This window comes from Kitasatospora sp. NBC_01287, assembly GCF_026340565.1.
Classification (GTDB): Bacteria; Actinomycetota; Actinomycetes; order Streptomycetales; family Streptomycetaceae; genus Kitasatospora.
In genome coordinates, this window is the sequence record NZ_JAPEPB010000001.1 from 8,438,142 (window position 1) to 8,452,140 (window position 13,999).

Annotated in this window: 17 protein-coding genes and 1 pseudogene; 13 read left to right on the plus strand and 5 right to left on the minus strand. The window is 71.4% G+C overall.

Translation table 11 applies throughout. The annotated features are described in order from the left end of the window. The first annotated feature begins 10 nt into the window (after nucleotides 1-10). Nucleotides 11-499: an SRPBCC family protein gene (locus OG455_RS36095; protein ID WP_266300493.1), complete on the plus strand. Its 489-nt coding sequence runs from the start codon at nucleotides 11-13 to the stop codon at nucleotides 497-499. Next, nucleotides 496-1,263, plus strand: coding sequence for an HAD family hydrolase (locus OG455_RS36100; protein ID WP_266300494.1), 768 nt, complete (start codon nucleotides 496-498; stop codon nucleotides 1,261-1,263). Before OG455_RS36095 ends, OG455_RS36100 begins: the two co-directional genes overlap by 4 nt. Here the strand turns inward: OG455_RS36100 and OG455_RS36105 are convergent. Beyond that, nucleotides 1,250-1,894 carry a dihydrofolate reductase family protein gene (locus tag OG455_RS36105; protein ID WP_266300495.1) on the minus strand — a complete coding sequence of 215 codons (645 nt, stop codon included), beginning with the start codon at nucleotides 1,892-1,894 and terminating at the stop codon, nucleotides 1,250-1,252. The two genes, OG455_RS36100 and OG455_RS36105, sit on opposite strands and share 14 nt — an antisense overlap. 301 nt (nucleotides 1,895-2,195) lie before the next feature. On the opposite strand from OG455_RS36105, the gene OG455_RS36110 reads away from it, so the two are divergent. From OG455_RS36110 to OG455_RS36135, 6 genes are all read left to right on the plus strand, one after another. Further along, nucleotides 2,196-2,981 carry an alpha/beta fold hydrolase gene (locus OG455_RS36110; protein ID WP_266300496.1) on the plus strand — a complete coding sequence of 262 codons (786 nt, stop codon included), beginning with the start codon at nucleotides 2,196-2,198 and terminating at the stop codon, nucleotides 2,979-2,981. A gap of 179 nt (nucleotides 2,982-3,160) precedes the next feature. Continuing rightward, entirely contained in the window at nucleotides 3,161-3,703 is a 543-nt protein-coding gene (locus OG455_RS36115; protein ID WP_266300497.1) for a transcriptional regulator, read from the plus strand. 4 nt (nucleotides 3,704-3,707) lie between these two features. Beyond that, a complete protein-coding gene (locus tag OG455_RS36120; RefSeq protein WP_266300498.1) occupies nucleotides 3,708-4,931 on the plus strand; it encodes an MFS transporter in 1,224 nt (407 codons plus the stop codon). 79 nt (nucleotides 4,932-5,010) lie between these two features. Next, entirely contained in the window at nucleotides 5,011-5,502 is a 492-nt protein-coding gene (locus OG455_RS36125; RefSeq protein ID WP_266300499.1) for an HIT family protein, read from the plus strand. A 294-nt stretch (nucleotides 5,503-5,796) separates the two neighbouring features. After that, nucleotides 5,797-5,976, plus strand: coding sequence for a hypothetical protein (locus tag OG455_RS36130; protein WP_266300500.1), 180 nt, complete (start codon nucleotides 5,797-5,799; stop codon nucleotides 5,974-5,976). 200 nt (nucleotides 5,977-6,176) lie between these two features. Then, nucleotides 6,177-6,578 carry a (2Fe-2S) ferredoxin domain-containing protein gene (locus OG455_RS36135; protein ID WP_266301084.1) on the plus strand — a complete coding sequence of 134 codons (402 nt, stop codon included), beginning with the start codon at nucleotides 6,177-6,179 and terminating at the stop codon, nucleotides 6,576-6,578. Nucleotides 6,579-6,833: 255 nt separating this feature from the next. Here OG455_RS36135 and OG455_RS36140 read toward each other — a convergent pair whose 3' ends face one another. Beyond that, the gene (locus OG455_RS36140; protein ID WP_266300501.1) at nucleotides 6,834-7,256 is read right to left on the minus strand and encodes an SRPBCC family protein; all 423 of its coding nucleotides are present in this window, start codon (nucleotides 7,254-7,256) and stop codon (nucleotides 6,834-6,836) included. Between the two features lie 155 nt (nucleotides 7,257-7,411). Here OG455_RS36140 and OG455_RS36145 point away from each other — a divergent pair, with 155 nt between their 5' ends. Beyond that, nucleotides 7,412-7,825 carry a GNAT family N-acetyltransferase gene (locus tag OG455_RS36145; RefSeq protein WP_266300502.1) on the plus strand — a complete coding sequence of 138 codons (414 nt, stop codon included), beginning with the start codon at nucleotides 7,412-7,414 and terminating at the stop codon, nucleotides 7,823-7,825. 155 nt (nucleotides 7,826-7,980) lie between these two features. After that, nucleotides 7,981-8,838, plus strand: coding sequence for a DUF4389 domain-containing protein (locus OG455_RS36150; protein WP_266300503.1), 858 nt, complete (start codon nucleotides 7,981-7,983; stop codon nucleotides 8,836-8,838). A 148-nt stretch (nucleotides 8,839-8,986) separates the two neighbouring features. On the opposite strand, the gene OG455_RS36155 is transcribed toward OG455_RS36150, so the two are convergent. After that, entirely contained in the window at nucleotides 8,987-9,733 is a 747-nt protein-coding gene (locus tag OG455_RS36155; RefSeq protein WP_323185631.1) for an FCD domain-containing protein, read from the minus strand. Between the two features lie 351 nt (nucleotides 9,734-10,084). On the opposite strand from OG455_RS36155, the pseudogene OG455_RS36160 reads away from it, so the two are divergent. Both OG455_RS36160 and OG455_RS42285 read left to right on the plus strand, forming a co-directional pair. Beyond that, a pseudogene (locus OG455_RS36160) lies at nucleotides 10,085-10,399 on the plus strand (amino acid permease); the annotation flags it as partial. Between the two features lie 618 nt (nucleotides 10,400-11,017). Then, nucleotides 11,018-11,281 carry a helix-turn-helix transcriptional regulator gene (locus OG455_RS42285; RefSeq protein ID WP_353963033.1) on the plus strand — a complete coding sequence of 88 codons (264 nt, stop codon included), beginning with the start codon at nucleotides 11,018-11,020 and terminating at the stop codon, nucleotides 11,279-11,281. A gap of 174 nt (nucleotides 11,282-11,455) precedes the next feature. Here OG455_RS42285 and OG455_RS36170 read toward each other — a convergent pair whose 3' ends face one another. Both OG455_RS36170 and OG455_RS36175 read right to left on the minus strand, forming a co-directional pair. Further along, nucleotides 11,456-11,782 (minus strand): hypothetical protein, encoded by a 327-nt coding sequence (locus OG455_RS36170; RefSeq protein WP_266300505.1) that lies wholly within the window; start codon nucleotides 11,780-11,782, stop codon nucleotides 11,456-11,458. Nucleotides 11,783-11,858: 76 nt separating this feature from the next. Next, nucleotides 11,859-13,058 carry a helix-turn-helix domain-containing protein gene (locus OG455_RS36175; RefSeq protein ID WP_266300506.1) on the minus strand — a complete coding sequence of 400 codons (1,200 nt, stop codon included), beginning with the start codon at nucleotides 13,056-13,058 and terminating at the stop codon, nucleotides 11,859-11,861. A 101-nt stretch (nucleotides 13,059-13,159) separates the two neighbouring features. Between OG455_RS36175 and OG455_RS36180 the strand changes: the two genes are divergently transcribed. Next, a complete protein-coding gene (locus tag OG455_RS36180; protein ID WP_266300507.1) occupies nucleotides 13,160-13,834 on the plus strand; it encodes an HAD family hydrolase in 675 nt (224 codons plus the stop codon). The last annotated feature ends 165 nt before the right edge of the window (nucleotides 13,835-13,999 follow it).

Below are 13,999 nucleotides of genomic sequence, written 5' to 3' on the forward strand. Positions count from 1 at the left end.
GGTAGTTGCCATGTGGGAGTACGAGCACCGGATCGAGACCACCGCTTCGCCGCGGGCTCTCTGGGGGCTCTGGGCCGATGTGGCGAACTGGGGCCGCTGGAACGCCGACATCGAGCGGATCGAGCTGCGCGGACCGTTCGCGACCGGCAGTGAGATCACCATGACCCCGGCCGGGCAGGACCCGGTCGAGCTGCGGATCGGTGATCTGGTGCCTGGCGAACTCTTCATCGACGAGGCGGAGTTCGACGGCCTCCTGCTGCGCACCGCGCACCGTCTGGAGCCGGTCGGGCCGGGCCGCACCCGGGTCGTCTACCGGATGGAGATCACCGGCCCGACGGCCGACCGGCTCGGCCCCGAGGTGGGCCCGGCGGTCACCGGTGACTGGCCGGTGACGATGGCGGCCCTGGTCAAGGCGGCCGAGGGGGCGGAGGCGGTGGACGGGGGCCGAGCCGCGGTGGACGGGGCCGGGCGGGCCGAGGCCGAGGCTGCGGGACGGTGACGGCCGCAGGGCTCGTGCTCTTCGACCTGGACAACACCCTGGTCGACCGTGATGCCGCCCTTGCCGCCTGGGTCGAGGAGTTCAGCGGACACTGGCGGCTCGGGCCGGACGCCGCCGCCTGGCTGACCGAGCTGGACGGCGACGGGCTGCGTCCCAAGGCCGAGGTCTTCACCGCCATCCGCGACCGCTTCGACCTGCCGAGCCCGGTGGCGGAGCTGTGGGCGCAATACCGGCGCCGTCACGCGGAGCTGATGCGGTGCGAGCCCGCGGTGTCGGCGGGCCTGACCCGGCTGCGCGCGGCGGGCTGGCGGATCGGCGTGGTGACCAACGGCACCAACGAGCAGCAGGTCGCCGCCCTGTGGCTGACCGGTCTCGCCGATCTGGTCGACGGTTGGTGCGTCTCCGAGGCGGAGGGCCTGCGCAAACCCGACCCGCGGATCTTCGCCCTGGCGGCCGAACGCTGCTGCTTTCCCGGACTCCGTCCCGCCGCGGACGCGCGAGCGGAGGCCGTGCTGATGGTGGGCGCGCCCATGGTGGCCGCGTCGGTGGCGGACACGCGAGCGGAGGTCGCTGCGGCGCCGGTCTGGATGGTCGGCGACAGCGTCGCCGCCGACATCGGCGGCGGCCAGGCGGCCGGGCTGCGCACGGCCTGGATCCGTCGCGGTCGCACTTGGCCCGCTACCGCGCGGCCTCCCGACCTGGTGGCCGATCGGGTCACCGAGGTGATCGACGCGCTGCTGGATGGCGGGGCTACGCCCGGCTGAGGACCAGGTGCGTGACCCCGCTGGGCGTCGTCACGGACTCGGTCCTGAAGCGCTGCTCAAGCCCTTCGAGGCCGTCCCAGAGCCGCACGCCGCGGCCCAGCACGATCGGGACGATGGTGACGTGGAGGTAATCGACCAGGTCGGCGGCCAGGAACTCCCGCACCGTGCTGGGCCCGCCGCCGATCCGCACGTCCAGCCCCCCGGCGGCCTCGCGCGCCTGGCGCAGCGCCTCCTGCGGCGTGGCGTCGATGAAGTGGAACGTGGTGCCGCCCGCCATCTCGACGGAGGGGCGGGGGTGATGGGTGAGCACGAACACGGGGGTGTGGAAGACCGGGTCCGGGCCCCACCAGCCGGTCCACTCGTGGTCCTCCCAGGGCCCGCGCTGCGGCCCGAACTTGTTCCGCCCCATGATCTCCGCGCCGATGCCGACCCCCCAGGTCAGGGCCATCGCGTTGTCGACCCCGGTCTCGCCGCTGCCCTGCCCGTGCATCTGGCGGAACGCCTGCGTCTGCGTGAACCAGTCGACGAGCCGCATCCCGGCGTGCCCGAACGGCGCTTCCAGGTTCTGCCCGTCGCCGGTGCCGAAGCCGTCGAGGGAGACGGAGAAGTTGTGGACCCGTACCCGGGACATGGTGAGACCTCCTGCTGCTGCTGACCACTGGATGACTGCGGACGCTCCGTCGGTCACCGGTGCCGAGCCTAGGCGTGATGGCACGCCTCCGAAGGGGAGCGACATGAACGGGTCTGAGCCGTGCGGCTGTCGAGACGGTGGCTGTCGAGACGGTGGCTGACGAGATGGTGGCTGACGAGATGGTGGCTGACGAGATGGGGGTGGTCGTGCCGGGGGTGGCCGTGCCGGTGTCGAGACGGGTGGCCGGGCTGACCCCCATGGCCAGGCCACGCGCCTTGGCATGGTTCGTAGGATGAGCATTATGGGACGCGAAGCAGTTCATGTGACGACGTGGCAGGACGAGGCATCAGCAACCGTTCCCCGGGCACTGCTTGTGCACGGCACCATGAGCTGGGGGACCGACTGCTTCCGGGCTCAGCGTCCGCTGGCCGGCGGGTTCCGGCTGGAGCTGATGGACCGGCGCGGCTTCGGGGACAGCCCCGACATCGAGCGCGCCGACTACGAGGTGGACGCCGAGGACATCGCGGAACTGCTCGGCACCGGCGCGCACTTGGTGGGATATTCCTACGGCGCCGCCGGTGCGATGATCGCTGCGGCGCGCCGTCCGGAGGCCGTCCACTCGCTGACGCTGATCGAGCCGTCGGTGCTGCGCGTCGCCGAGGAGGTCCCGGCGGTCCGGGAGGCGCTCGTCCGGATCCGGGCGGCCTTCGGCGAGGAGCGCGAGCCGATGAGCCCCGAGGAGTACCTGCGCCACTCGACGGAGGACTACGGCCTGCCGCTCCCCGAGTTCACCCCGCACCTGCTGCGTGCCGCGGCCTCGGCAATGGCGGAGCGCGTGGTCTGGGACGCCGAGATCCCGCTGACCCCGCTCGCCCGCGCCGACTATCCGAAACTGGTGCTCAACGGCACCTGGGACACAGCGCACCCGGAGTACCGAGCGTTCATCGGCGAGGCCATGACGGCTTGCGGCGAGTTCATCGCGGAGCGGATCGGCGCCCGCCTGGTCCGGATCCCGGGCGCGGACCACCTGCCGCACCGCGACCAGCCCGAAGAGGTGAACCGCCTGCTGGCCGAGGCCTGGGCGTAGCTCCTGCCGTACCGGAAGCCGATGTTCGTGTCGCCTCGCGGGTGGCCCCCCGAGGCCTTGTCGAAAGGGTCGTTTCGAGCCTAGTCTCTCGAAACATGTCTTCTGAGGAATCAGGGCCGACCGCTGAGCGCCGGATGGAGAGCGAGCGTCCGCTCCGCCGACTCACGGACCCCAGGACGATGAGAGCGGTCGCCCATCCAACCCGGCTCGCGCTGCTGGAGGTGCTTGCCCGGCACGCACCCCTCACGGCGACCGAGGCCGCCGAGCTGCTCGGGGAGTCACCGACCAACTGCGCGTTCCATCTGCGCACCTTGGCCAAGTACGGCTTCGTGGAGGAAGCCGGCGACGCGCCTGGGCGGCGTAGGCCGTGGCGACTCAGGCACCTCGGCTTCCGGGTGGACCACGCGCAGGGCGGGACCGAGGCATCCCATGCGTCCGAAGCCTTGGCCAGGGTGCTGTGGGAGACCTGGCTCAACCGGGCCGCCGCGGTGAACGCCCGCCGGTCCGGGTTCGAGGGCCCCTGGCTGCAGGTGACCAGTGGAATCGAGAACCTGGCCTACCTGACACCCGATGAGGCCCGGCAACTGCACGCCGACCTCCGTGTGGTCCTCGACCGCTACCAGGACCGCTTGGAGGATCCTTCGCGCCGCCCGGCCGAGAGCCTGCCGGTCGAGATGCTCCTGTTCACGTACCCGCTCGACGCCGCCAAGCCGGAGGAATGAGCAGATGCGACGGCTGTTGGCGAACCGCAACGCCCGCCTCTACATAGCCGGGCAGACCTTGTCGACCTTCGGGGACTCGGCGCTGTGGCTGGCCCTGGGCATCTGGGTCAAGATGCTCACCGGGAGCGCGTCGGCCGCGGGCCTGTCGTTCTTCATGTTCACGCTGGGGACGTTGGGCGGGCCGGTCGGTGGCGTTCTCGCCGACCGGCTGCGCCGCAGGCCCTTGCTGATCGCCACCAATCTGGCCACCGCGACGCTGGTCATGGTCCTGCTGCTGGTCCACGTCCGGAGCCAGGTGTGGCTGATCTACGTCGTGATGCTCGGCTACGGCCTGTCGGCCGCTGTCCTCGGGCCGGCGCAGACCGCCCTGCTGCAGTCCATGGTCCCCGCCGAACTCCTGGGGGACGCGAACAGCGCCATGCAGACAACGCAGTGGGGGCTGAGACTGGCCACCCCGCTCCTCGGCGCCGGGCTGCTGGCCGCGTTCGGCGCGGCCCCGGTGATCATCGGCGACGCCGTGACGTTCCTTGTCGCCGTTGCCTCCCTGCTCGCCCTGCGGGTGCGGGAGGAGCGGCCGACGCCGTCCGAGAAGCCCTGGCTCGCCGAAGCGCTCGCCGGCGCCCGCCACATCCGCGACACCCCCGTTCTGCGGCAACTGGCCATGGCCGGCGCGCTGGCCGTGATCGCGTTCGGGTTCTCGGAGACAGCCGTCTTCGCCGTGGTGAGTGAGGGATTGCACCGTCCGGATGCCTTCCTGGGGGTCCTGATCTCGACCCAGGGAGCCGGTGCGGTCGCCGCCGGGGTCACGGCGGCTCCGCTGATGCGACGCCTCAGCGAGGGGCGCGTCGTCGCCCTGGGCCTGGTCGGCACCGCGGTCGGGTTCCTGCTGCAGACCGCCTCGTCGACGCCGGCCGTCCTCGCGGGCTGCGCACTCATCGGATCAGGCCTGCCGTGGATCAGCGTCGGCATCGTGACGCTCTTTCAGCGGCGCACACCGGCTGAGCTGATGGGCAGGACGGACGCGGCGCTCGGCCTGGTGCTGTCCGCCCCGCAGACGATCGCGATCGCGGTTGGAGCCGCACTGATCGCCGTGCTGGACTACCGGATCCTGCTCCTGGCCATCGCGAGCCTGGCGGCGCTGGCGTCGGCCTACCTGCTCACCCGCCCCGAGCACCGCCGCCGTGGCGGAGTCGAACCAGCGGTGGATACCGCTGACACTGCCCCGTAGCCGCGGCGTTGATCGTTCACGGTTCCCACCGGCACCCGCGACAGGGCCCGACGATATGGTCCAACGATATGGTCCGATCATGAAGAATGACTGGCGGACGGACAGGATCGGCAGCGCACTGCGCGGCGAGAACCCCTCGGTGCTGAGGCGCCTGGAGGCGGGGTTCGCGGTGATCGGGGACGTCCAGTTCCTTCCCGGGTACTCGGTGCTCCTGACGGACGAGCCCGCCGTGCAGCGGTTGTCCGACCTCCCGCGCGCGAGGCGATCGGCGTTCCTGGCCGACATGGAGCGACTGGCGGAGGCGGTCGAACGCGCCTGCCGCCGGTCGGATCCGTCCTTCCGCCGGGTGAACCTGGAGATCCTGGGGAACACCGACGGCTTCCTGCACGCCCACATCTGGCCGCGTTACGCGTGGGAGCCCGCGGAGCTGGTCGGCATGCCGGTTTGGCTGTATCCGCTGGAGCGCTGGAGTGACGAGCGGTTCGCGCTCGGGCCGCACCATGACGCGCTGCGGGAGGAGATCGGCGCCGAGCTGGACCGGTTGGCCCAGCTGGGTCCGGACGCTGACTGACGGTCGGTTGTTCGGGGCGGACCTGATCGTGGCGGATCTGATCGGGGCGTACCCGTCCGGGCGGTGCGGTGCTCGTCGGCCGCGCTCGTGAGGCGGGGTGCGGGCACTGCGGTGGACGGTCGTGCGTTTGACAGGGCGAGAGCGTCGAGCGGGACGGAGGGTGGGTCGATGGGCAGCGCGGACACGCCGTCGGGGCTGCCGGAGCCGTCCGGGAGTTCGGAGAGGTCCGAGAGGTTTGGCGGGTCCGGAGGGTCCGGAGGGTCGGATCAGTGGCCGGCCGGTGACTGGGACGAGGTGGAGCTGGACGAGGCCTTCGTCCGCTCCGCCTCGGTGGTCGAGCCCTCCGGACGGGCCCGGATGCTGGCCGCCCGCTGGCGTCGCGAGCCCCCGGAGCCGCAGCCGTGGCGGTCCGACCGACCGCCGGCCGGGTGGTTCTGGAGCAGGGTGCGCAAGGTGCGTCGCCGTCGACGCTGATGGCGGGCCGGCCGCGGTGTTCGGCCTCGGGCCTGGACCCGGTGATGGGGTCCGGTGATGGGGTCCGGTGGTGGGGTCCGGGGGTGCATCAGGTCCTGTTCATGCCACCCTGCCCGGCCTGCGGGGGATGAGGGGTGGGATACGGTGCCGTGGTGAGCAAGCGGCGTGGGGACAAGGGCGGCAAGGGCCGTTCGGCAGTGGTGGCGGAGCCTGGTCAGCGAGCCGGTGGCGGTGGGGTGGCGCGTTGCACGGTGAGCGTCTGCCGCGGCTGCTGCTGCGGCACTCCGAAGGTGCCGGGGATCGACCACGCCGCTCAGTTCACCGGGCTCCGCGCGAGCCTGACCGGGGTGTCCGAGGTGCGGGCGGTCGGCTGCCTGGACGCTTGTGACCGCGCGAACGTGATCGTCATACAGCCCTCGCCGCAAGGCCGCAGAGCCGGTGGCCGGCCGGTCTGGCTCGGATTCGTCAACGATGAGGACGCGGCGCGGGACATCACCGCCTGGGTCGCGGCCGGTGGGCCGGGGCTGGTGGAGCCGCCGGAGATCCTGGACCTTTACTCCTTCAGCCCGTCCCGCCGGATTCGTGAGTCGCTGGAGGGGTGAGGCGTTGTCGGCTGGAGGTTGACGGATAACAGCTGACAGATTTCATCATCTGTCAGCTGTTATCCGTCGCCTGTTGCCCGATCCCCATTACCCGTTACCCGTTACCTGTTGAGCGTCGTCTGTTAGCTGTCAGCTGCTGGACCGATTTCCACGGGGCAGACCGAACCGGTGCCCCCCGGCCTGTGAGCCCGGCGCGCCACCTTCGCCGACACCCGGACTCCTCCGGGCCCGCGCCCGGCGGGCCTCCGGGGCCGCTCAGACCGGGTGGTGGTCGGGCACGGCGTTGAGCTCGATACCGTGCTCCAGCAGGGCCTTCATCGCACACAGGGCGGTGGTGAAGCCGCCGACGGTGTCGTTGACCCAGCGGACGGCATCGTCACCTGAGCCCTGGAAGCCGGTCTCAGTGACCTCGACGAACGTGGCGTACGCCGACCGTGGGGTGAACCGCAGTTCGACGGTGGTCGGCTGCTCGTAGTTCCCCCACTCGAACCGGATCAGCCGCCCATCGCGCACCTCCTTGACCACCACGTCGACGGACGCGCCGTACGTCTCCCACTCCCAGCGCAGCCGGGCCCCCGCGACCATCGGTCCGCTGCTCCCGCTGTACCAGAACCGGGAGGTGACGCCCGGGTCGGCGAACGCCTGGAAGGCCTCCTCGGCCGGCCTTCGGATGATCATGCATGCACGGGCGGCGGGGGCCTGCGTGAGGTGAGGTGTCCGCATGGACCTGATCATGCGTCCTGAGGGCCCCGGCGGGGCCGAGGCCTCGCTGTTCGGTGAGAGCGCCGCAAAGGCGTTGAGCACGGTCGCCGGTTCGTGCCAGGCTGCTCGGCATGATGATCAGCCAGGCGCCGGGGGCCGGAGACGAGGTGCTCGCGGTGCGTCCCGAGCTGACGGACGTCGAGCTCAACGAGTTGTTCGGTGCGTCGTGGCCGGCCCACCGGCCGACCTCCTTCGCGCGGATGCTGTCCCGCAGTCTGACTTGGATCGCGGCGCGGCGGGGGAGCCGGCTGATCGGCTTCGTCAACGTGGTCGGCGACGGCGGCGCGCACGCCTTCGTCCTGGACACGACCGTGCACCCGGACGAGCGCCGGCAGGGACTCGGGATCCGGCTGGTGCGGGCGGCCGCCGAGGCGGCGAAGACGCACGGTGCCCAGTGGCTGCACGTCGACTACGAGCCGCACTTGGAGTCCTTCTACGAGCAGTGCGGATTCCGGCCGACCGCCGCCGGGCTCATGCGGCTCTGAACGGACTGCCCTGGATCCGGCTCTGCCTGTGCCCGGCCCGTCCCATGCCTCCGCTGCCGCCCCCGCGCCCACGTCCGGCCGTCCCGAGATGCCGTGGGCCGGGCCGCCTGCGAGCGTTCTGAGCAGGAGTCGGACACGGAGCGAAGGAGCACACCATGGCGCAGACCCCGGGTCCGGGCGGCTGGACGATGCCGGTGGCGCCGGCGCCACCGGAGTTCCTGCCGATCCTGGACATCCCCGGCCCGGGCCCGCAGCGCCGGTTGACCGTCCTCTTCCGCTGGCTCCTGCTGCTGCCCCAGTTCATCGTGCTCTGGGTGCTCTCGGTGGTCGCCTTCTTCGCCGCCGTGATCGGCTGGTTCGCCGCACTCTTCACCGCGCACCTGCCCGGCGGGATCGCCCGCTACCTGGCGGACTACGTCGCCTACGACACCCGGGTGGCGGCGGCCGCCACGCTGCTGGTCGACCGCTACCCGCCGTTCTCGCTGCGCCGGCAGCCCGACTACCCCGTCCAGATCGAGCTGCGCCCGGGCCGGTTGAACCGGGCGGCGGTCTTCTTCCGGTTGATCCTGATGATCCCGGCGGCGGTGGTCAACAGCCTGCTCGGCACCGGCTGGCTGGCGCTCGCCTTCTTCATCTGGCTCTGGGTGCTGGTCACCGGGCGGTTGCCCCGGCCGGTCTTCGAGGCGACGGCGGCCTTCGTGCGGTTCCGGATGCGGTTCGACGCCTATGTGCTGATGCTGACCTCCGCCTATCCCAAGGGCCTGTTCGGTGAGGAGCCCCAGCTCACCGCACCGGGCGCCGCCGCACCGGACACCAGCACGCCGGGCTTTGCCGCACCGGGCGCCGCCGAGCCGGCGGCCTCCGCCACCCGGCCGCTGGTGCTGAGCGGTGCGGGCAAGGGGTTCCTGGTGGCGTTCCTGGTGCTCGGGCTGGCGGGCCACGTGTCCAGTGACTTCGTGAGCACGGATCACCACTCGTCCAGCGCGCCGCCCGTCACCACACCGGTGCGGTAGGCCACTGCCGCGCCCCGAGCCCGCGCCGCTCCCGGCGTCCCCCGCGCCGCGCCGCGCCCTGAGCCCGCGCCGCTCCCGGCGTCCCCCGCGCCGCGCCGCGCCGCGCCGCGCCGCGCCGCCCCGGCCCGGCCCCCGCCCTGTGCCCCCGTCAGCCCAGGAACCCGCGCAGCAGTGCCGCCGTCGCCGCGAGGTGCTCCTCCGTCGAGCGCCGCGCGCCCGCCACGTCCCCGCCCAGGATCGCCCGCACCATCGCGCGGTGCTGGTGCGAGGCGTGCTCGATGTTGCGCTCCAGCACGGGTATCGCGTTCAGCAGGTCGTTGAGCCGCATCCGGCTCTCGGCCACCCCGGCGGCCAGCGAGGGTGAGCCGGTCAGTTCGGCGATCGCCAGGTGGAAGCGCGAGTCCAGGCGGCGGTACTCCTCGGTGCCGGCCGCCTCCAGCTCGGCCAGCCGCCGCTGGAGGTAGTCGCGCTGGTCCTCGGTCAGCTCGCGCCGGGCGGCCTGTTCGGCGGCGCCGGTCTCCAGCACCATCCGGAAGGTCAGCGCGTCCTCCAACTCGCCGCCCATGTGCTGGACGGCGCGCCGCAGTTCGCCCAGGTCCGGGGCCGGCAGCCGGTAGGTGACGAAGGTGCCGCCGTAGCGGCCGCGGCGGGACTCCACGCAGCCCGCCTCCTGCAGCGAGCGGATCGCCTCGCGCAGCGTCTCGCGGCTGATCCCGAGCCGGGCGGCCAGTTCCCGCTCGGGCGGCAGCCGGTCCCCGTAGCCGAAGACCCCGAGCTTGACCGCCTCCAGGATCCGTTCGACGGTCTCCTCGAAGGTGTTTCCGGTCCGGACGGGGCGGAAGATCGCGCCGCCCTGCCAGTCCATTCCCGCGTCACCCTCGCCTGCTCCTGCCACCAGCGAATCGTACCGAGGTGCGAGCCCGCGACCAGCGGGCATGCCCCTCTTGACGCGGTGCGGGCGGAGACGGAAGCATGCGCGGTACGTCAAAGGTCTAGTTCCGGGCCATTGGCGGCCACAGTGCTGTGGGCGCATGTTTCGGATCCCCCACCGAACCCCCAAGGGGTGCGCATGTCCTCCGAGCAGTCACCCGTCAACCAGGATTCCCCGCCTGTGTTGCACGTGGTTCCCCCGCGTGTTTCCACCGGCCCTCATGTTTCCACCGGCCCCGCCGACTCCACCAGTGCCGACACGCCGGCCGGCCCCGATGCCGCCGCCGACCCGGCCCTCTCGGAGGACGAGCAGCGGCTGCGCGAGCTGGGCTACACCCAGGAGCTGGCCCGCTCGCTCTCCGGCTTCTCCAACTTCGCCGTCTCCTTCTCCATCGTCTCGATCCTCTCCGGTTGCCTCACCCTCTACGGCTTCGGCATGGTGACCGGCGGCCCCGCACTGATCACCTGGGGCTGGCCGCTGGTCGGCGCCATGACCCTGTGCGTGGGCCTGGCCATGGCCGAGATCTGCTCCGCCTACCCGACCGCGGGCGGCCTCTACTACTGGGCGGCCAAGCTGGCGCGCGGCAACGCGCCCGCCGCGAGCTGGTTCACCGGCTGGTTCAGTTTTCTCTAGAGGGTCAAGTTGCCCTTAGCTATTTCCCCAGGTGGGAGGCGTTGCCCGCTCTCGGTGGAGCCGAATCAGGTCGGCTACCGCGCCCTTGAGTTTCGCGACAAGGACCACTAGGTCGGCTGCTCCGGCGGTTGCGAGGTTGACCTCGTCAGCCTCGGTTAGGTCCTGTTCGGCGAGTGCGATGCGGGCTTCGATCATGTCGGGGGTTGGGGATCCGTGCTTGCTGCTGACGTCGGAGCCCTGCTTGCTGCCATGGTCCGGGCTGGTCACTGTCTTCCTGGTGCGCTGTTGGTGCCCGTGCGGGTGTGCGCTGACGCCGTCGGGGCGCGGTGGGGGTGGCCGCGCTGGTGTGGGGTGTGGTGGGCCGTCAGGTGTCCGATTCTGTCCCCGAGGACTGGGTAGCGGAATCTTGCTTCACCTTGGCAGATCGCCAGGTGGGACGGCTACGGACTTCGTCGAACTGTTGCCTGTTGTTCGAATATGAAGTGACTGGGTGCTACCTGTGGCCCAGTTTGCATCGACGGTAAGTGACGTCTCGGTTGCTTATTGACGCCATGTCTTGCTGATTTACCACCCGGCGGTAGGGACGTGCTCTGATACGTCACCTAAGCGTTAGGGGTGGCGAAAGATGATCAACCGGAGTGGGTCCGACAACACCGTCGAGAGGTCGGCGAGCGCATCGGCCAGGCCCGTCGGCGGCGCGGCCTGACCCAGGAACAACTGGCCGAGCAGCTCAGCGTCGACAGCAAAACCATCTCGCGGGCCGAGAATGGCTGGCACTCGATCGGCCTCGATCTCGTCGCCTGGATCGCCCACGCTCTCGAAGTCCCGTCAGGCGATCTCCTGCCGAGGGATAGGCCGCCCGGCCCTGCCGGGGGGTGAGCGGGGCCGGGCGGCGGTCAGCGGGCGTGACGGTAGAACTGGGGCGGCAGCGGGCCCGGGGCCGGCCACGGGTCGGGAGCCTCGTCCTCGAGGTCGTCCGGAGTGGGGTCGGTGCGTCCGATGACGGTGCGGCCGGCACGGTGTGCGGCGCCATGCTGCCAGGGCCGTGGCGGGTCAGCGTCGGCCACGGGACGTCTCCTGGTCGAGCTGGTGCTCGCGGTCGATCCACGCCTGGGCGGTGGCGCGGTCGGGGTAGAGGAGGGGGCGGCCGTCGGCGACGTGGACGGTGAGGGTGCCGTCGCTGCGGTCGCGGACGGCCCACTGCCCGTCGCGGAGTTCCTGGGGCTCGTACCGCTGGACCTGGCATGGGGTGCAGCGGTGGACGCGCTGGTCGCGGACGACGCCGTCGGCTACGCGGGTCGTCCGGATCTCCCCGCGGTGTGGGGCGTCGGGGCTGCCGCAGTTGATGCATGTGGCCGGCGTGGTGGTGATCTCTGCCATGGGCAGGACGGTAGGGCCGTCCCGGTCGGGCTGGACGAACTGTCAGCTCGGGTGAACTGTCAGTACGGCATTGCTCTCACAGGACACCGACCCTGCCGGCCAGCGCCTCTGCCTGTCGGGCGTGCATCGCCCGGGCCCGCCGGATCAGGCCGAGGAGCATGTCGCGGGCCATCGGCTGCCTGGCCAGGTCCTCGGGGGCCATCTGCTCCAGCTCCAGGAGGTGAAGGAGGACGGCGGAGTCCTCACGGCGCAGGTCGTAGCAGCGGGCGACTTCGAGGAGGAACGTGAATTCGCGCTCCATCGACGGCAGGCCGCTGGTGTCGACGGCATCGGCCATTCGCAGGGCCTCCCCTGCTTCGCCGGCCTCCATCTCAATCGAGACGCGGTGCAGCTCGACGTTGACGGGTCCGTAGACGGTCCAGGCGACGTTGCCTTCGCCGACGTGTTGGGCGGTCGTGCGGGCCTTGTTGAGTCGATCGCGGGCGGTCCACCAGTCGCGGCGGCGGGCCGCGGCGACGACGCTGACGAGCTGCAGGGCGCCGGCCATGGCGGCGCGCTTCTCCTCCTCGATCGCCTCCTGCTTGATGGCCTCCGCGGCTCGCAGGACGACCTGTTCGGCACCGTCGGGCTCATCAGCGGCGAGGAGGACATGGCCCAAATTCCACTGAGCGGCGGCGATCCGCAGCGGGTCGTCGGCATCCTCGGCGGCGCGGACGGCCCGGTCGGCGGCCATGAGGGAGAGGTCGACGCGTCCGGTGCGGCGGAGATAGGAGCGGAGAAGGAAGTAGAGGTCGGCGGAGATCCGTAGGGCGTTGCGGTGCTGTCCCGGGTCAGCGCGGTGGGCGCGGACGGCGTGTTCGGTGTCGGCGATGAGTGCGGGCAGCACGGTGGCGGCGTCAGTGAATCTGGTGCGCGAGGTCTGCCAGCTGCGCCAGGCTTGCTCGACGCGTTCGCGCAGGGCCGGGGTGGGAACGGGTTCGGCACTACGGGGCGGCCCGTAGCCCATGAGGGCCTGGGCGATGGCCGGTTCGGTGCTGTCGCGGGGCGTGCTGGCCAGCACGGGCGCCTCGGCTAGCAGGGCTGCTGTGGGCACTCCGAGCTCCTGGGCGATGGCATGCAGGACCTGGATGGTGGGGGTTTTGAGGCCGCGTTCGATCTGGCCGAGGTAGTCCGGGGTGATCCCGACGAGGCCGGCGATGACGTCCTGGCGGCGGCCGCCGCGGGTTTGCCGGTAGTGCCGGATGCGGTCACCGATGGGGAGATCTGGGGCGACCATCGCGGCTCCTGTCGTGGTGGTGGGTTCTCTAGGGTAGGGGCGGCCGGGGGTGGTTCGTGGCAGGCTGTTGAACTCGGGCCGGGCTGACTTGGGGAGCGGGTATGGTGCTGGTGCTTTGGGATGTTGACCACACGCTGATCGCGACGCGCGGGGTTGGACGCGACGCGTTCGCGGGTGCGTTCGAGCGGGCGACTGGGCGGCCGTTGGTGCATCAGGCGGAGATCACGGGCCGCAGCGAGTTGGTCATTTTCCGGGAGACGCTGGCGCTGCATGGCCTGCCTCGGGATCTGGTCGATTTCCCGACGTACACGGCGCTGCTCGCGGATGAGTACGGGCGGCGGGCGGCGGATTTGCGGGAGCGCGGGCATGCGCTGCCGGGGGCCGCGGCCGCGCTGGATGCGCTCGCGGCGGTGCCGGGGGTGGTGCAGACGGTGGGGACGGGGAATGTGCGGCCGGTTGCGGAGGTCAAGCTGGCTACGTTCGGCCTGGATCGGCACATTGACTTCGAGGTGGGCGGGTATGGGGAGGACGCGGAGGTGCGGGCGGACATGATCCGGGTCGTGCTCAGGCGGGGTGGCGTGAAGCCGTTCGAGGCGATCATTTTCGGGGACACGGTCGCGGACGTTGAGGCCGGCTGGGAGACGGGCGTGGGCGTCGTGGGGGTGGCCACCGGGCGGACGAGTGCGGAGGAGCTGGCGGCGGCCGGTGCCGACGTGGTGCTGCCCAGCCTGGAGGACACGGCGCGGGTCGTGGAGCTGGTCCAGGCGCGAGGCTGACCCCGGGCATGCAGAAGCGCCCCGCCTCCTTCGGGAGGCGGGGCGCACAACCCGCGAGCGCGGGGCCAACGTGCAGGTGAGACGGAGCTATGGGCCATCCCCGCAGATGCGGGGCCAAGCCGACCCCCGCTTGCGCGGGGCGTACGCACTGAACCTCTCCAACCG

Excerpts from the sequence above, each read along its gene's own strand:
- OG455_RS36140 (WP_266300501.1), bottom strand. The coding sequence starts at position 7,256 with ATGATCATCCGAAGGCCGGCCGAGGAGGCCTTCCAGGCGTTCGCCGAC.
- OG455_RS36110 (WP_266300496.1), top strand. The coding sequence starts at position 2,196 with ATGGGACGCGAAGCAGTTCATGTGACGACGTGGCAGGACGAGGCATCA.
- OG455_RS36120 (WP_266300498.1), top strand. The coding sequence starts at position 3,708 with ATGCGACGGCTGTTGGCGAACCGCAACGCCCGCCTCTACATAGCCGGG.
- OG455_RS36125 (WP_266300499.1), top strand. The coding sequence starts at position 5,011 with ATGAAGAATGACTGGCGGACGGACAGGATCGGCAGCGCACTGCGCGGC.
- OG455_RS36170 (WP_266300505.1), bottom strand. The coding sequence starts at position 11,782 with ATGGCAGAGATCACCACCACGCCGGCCACATGCATCAACTGCGGCAGC.
- OG455_RS36145 (WP_266300502.1), top strand. The coding sequence starts at position 7,412 with ATGATGATCAGCCAGGCGCCGGGGGCCGGAGACGAGGTGCTCGCGGTG.
- OG455_RS36150 (WP_266300503.1), top strand. The coding sequence starts at position 7,981 with ATGGCGCAGACCCCGGGTCCGGGCGGCTGGACGATGCCGGTGGCGCCG.
- OG455_RS36115 (WP_266300497.1), top strand. The coding sequence starts at position 3,161 with ATGAGAGCGGTCGCCCATCCAACCCGGCTCGCGCTGCTGGAGGTGCTT.
- OG455_RS36095 (WP_266300493.1), top strand. The coding sequence starts at position 11 with ATGTGGGAGTACGAGCACCGGATCGAGACCACCGCTTCGCCGCGGGCT.
- OG455_RS36180 (WP_266300507.1), top strand. The coding sequence starts at position 13,160 with ATGGTGCTGGTGCTTTGGGATGTTGACCACACGCTGATCGCGACGCGC.
- OG455_RS36105 (WP_266300495.1), bottom strand. The coding sequence starts at position 1,894 with ATGTCCCGGGTACGGGTCCACAACTTCTCCGTCTCCCTCGACGGCTTC.
- OG455_RS36175 (WP_266300506.1), bottom strand. The coding sequence starts at position 13,058 with ATGGTCGCCCCAGATCTCCCCATCGGTGACCGCATCCGGCACTACCGG.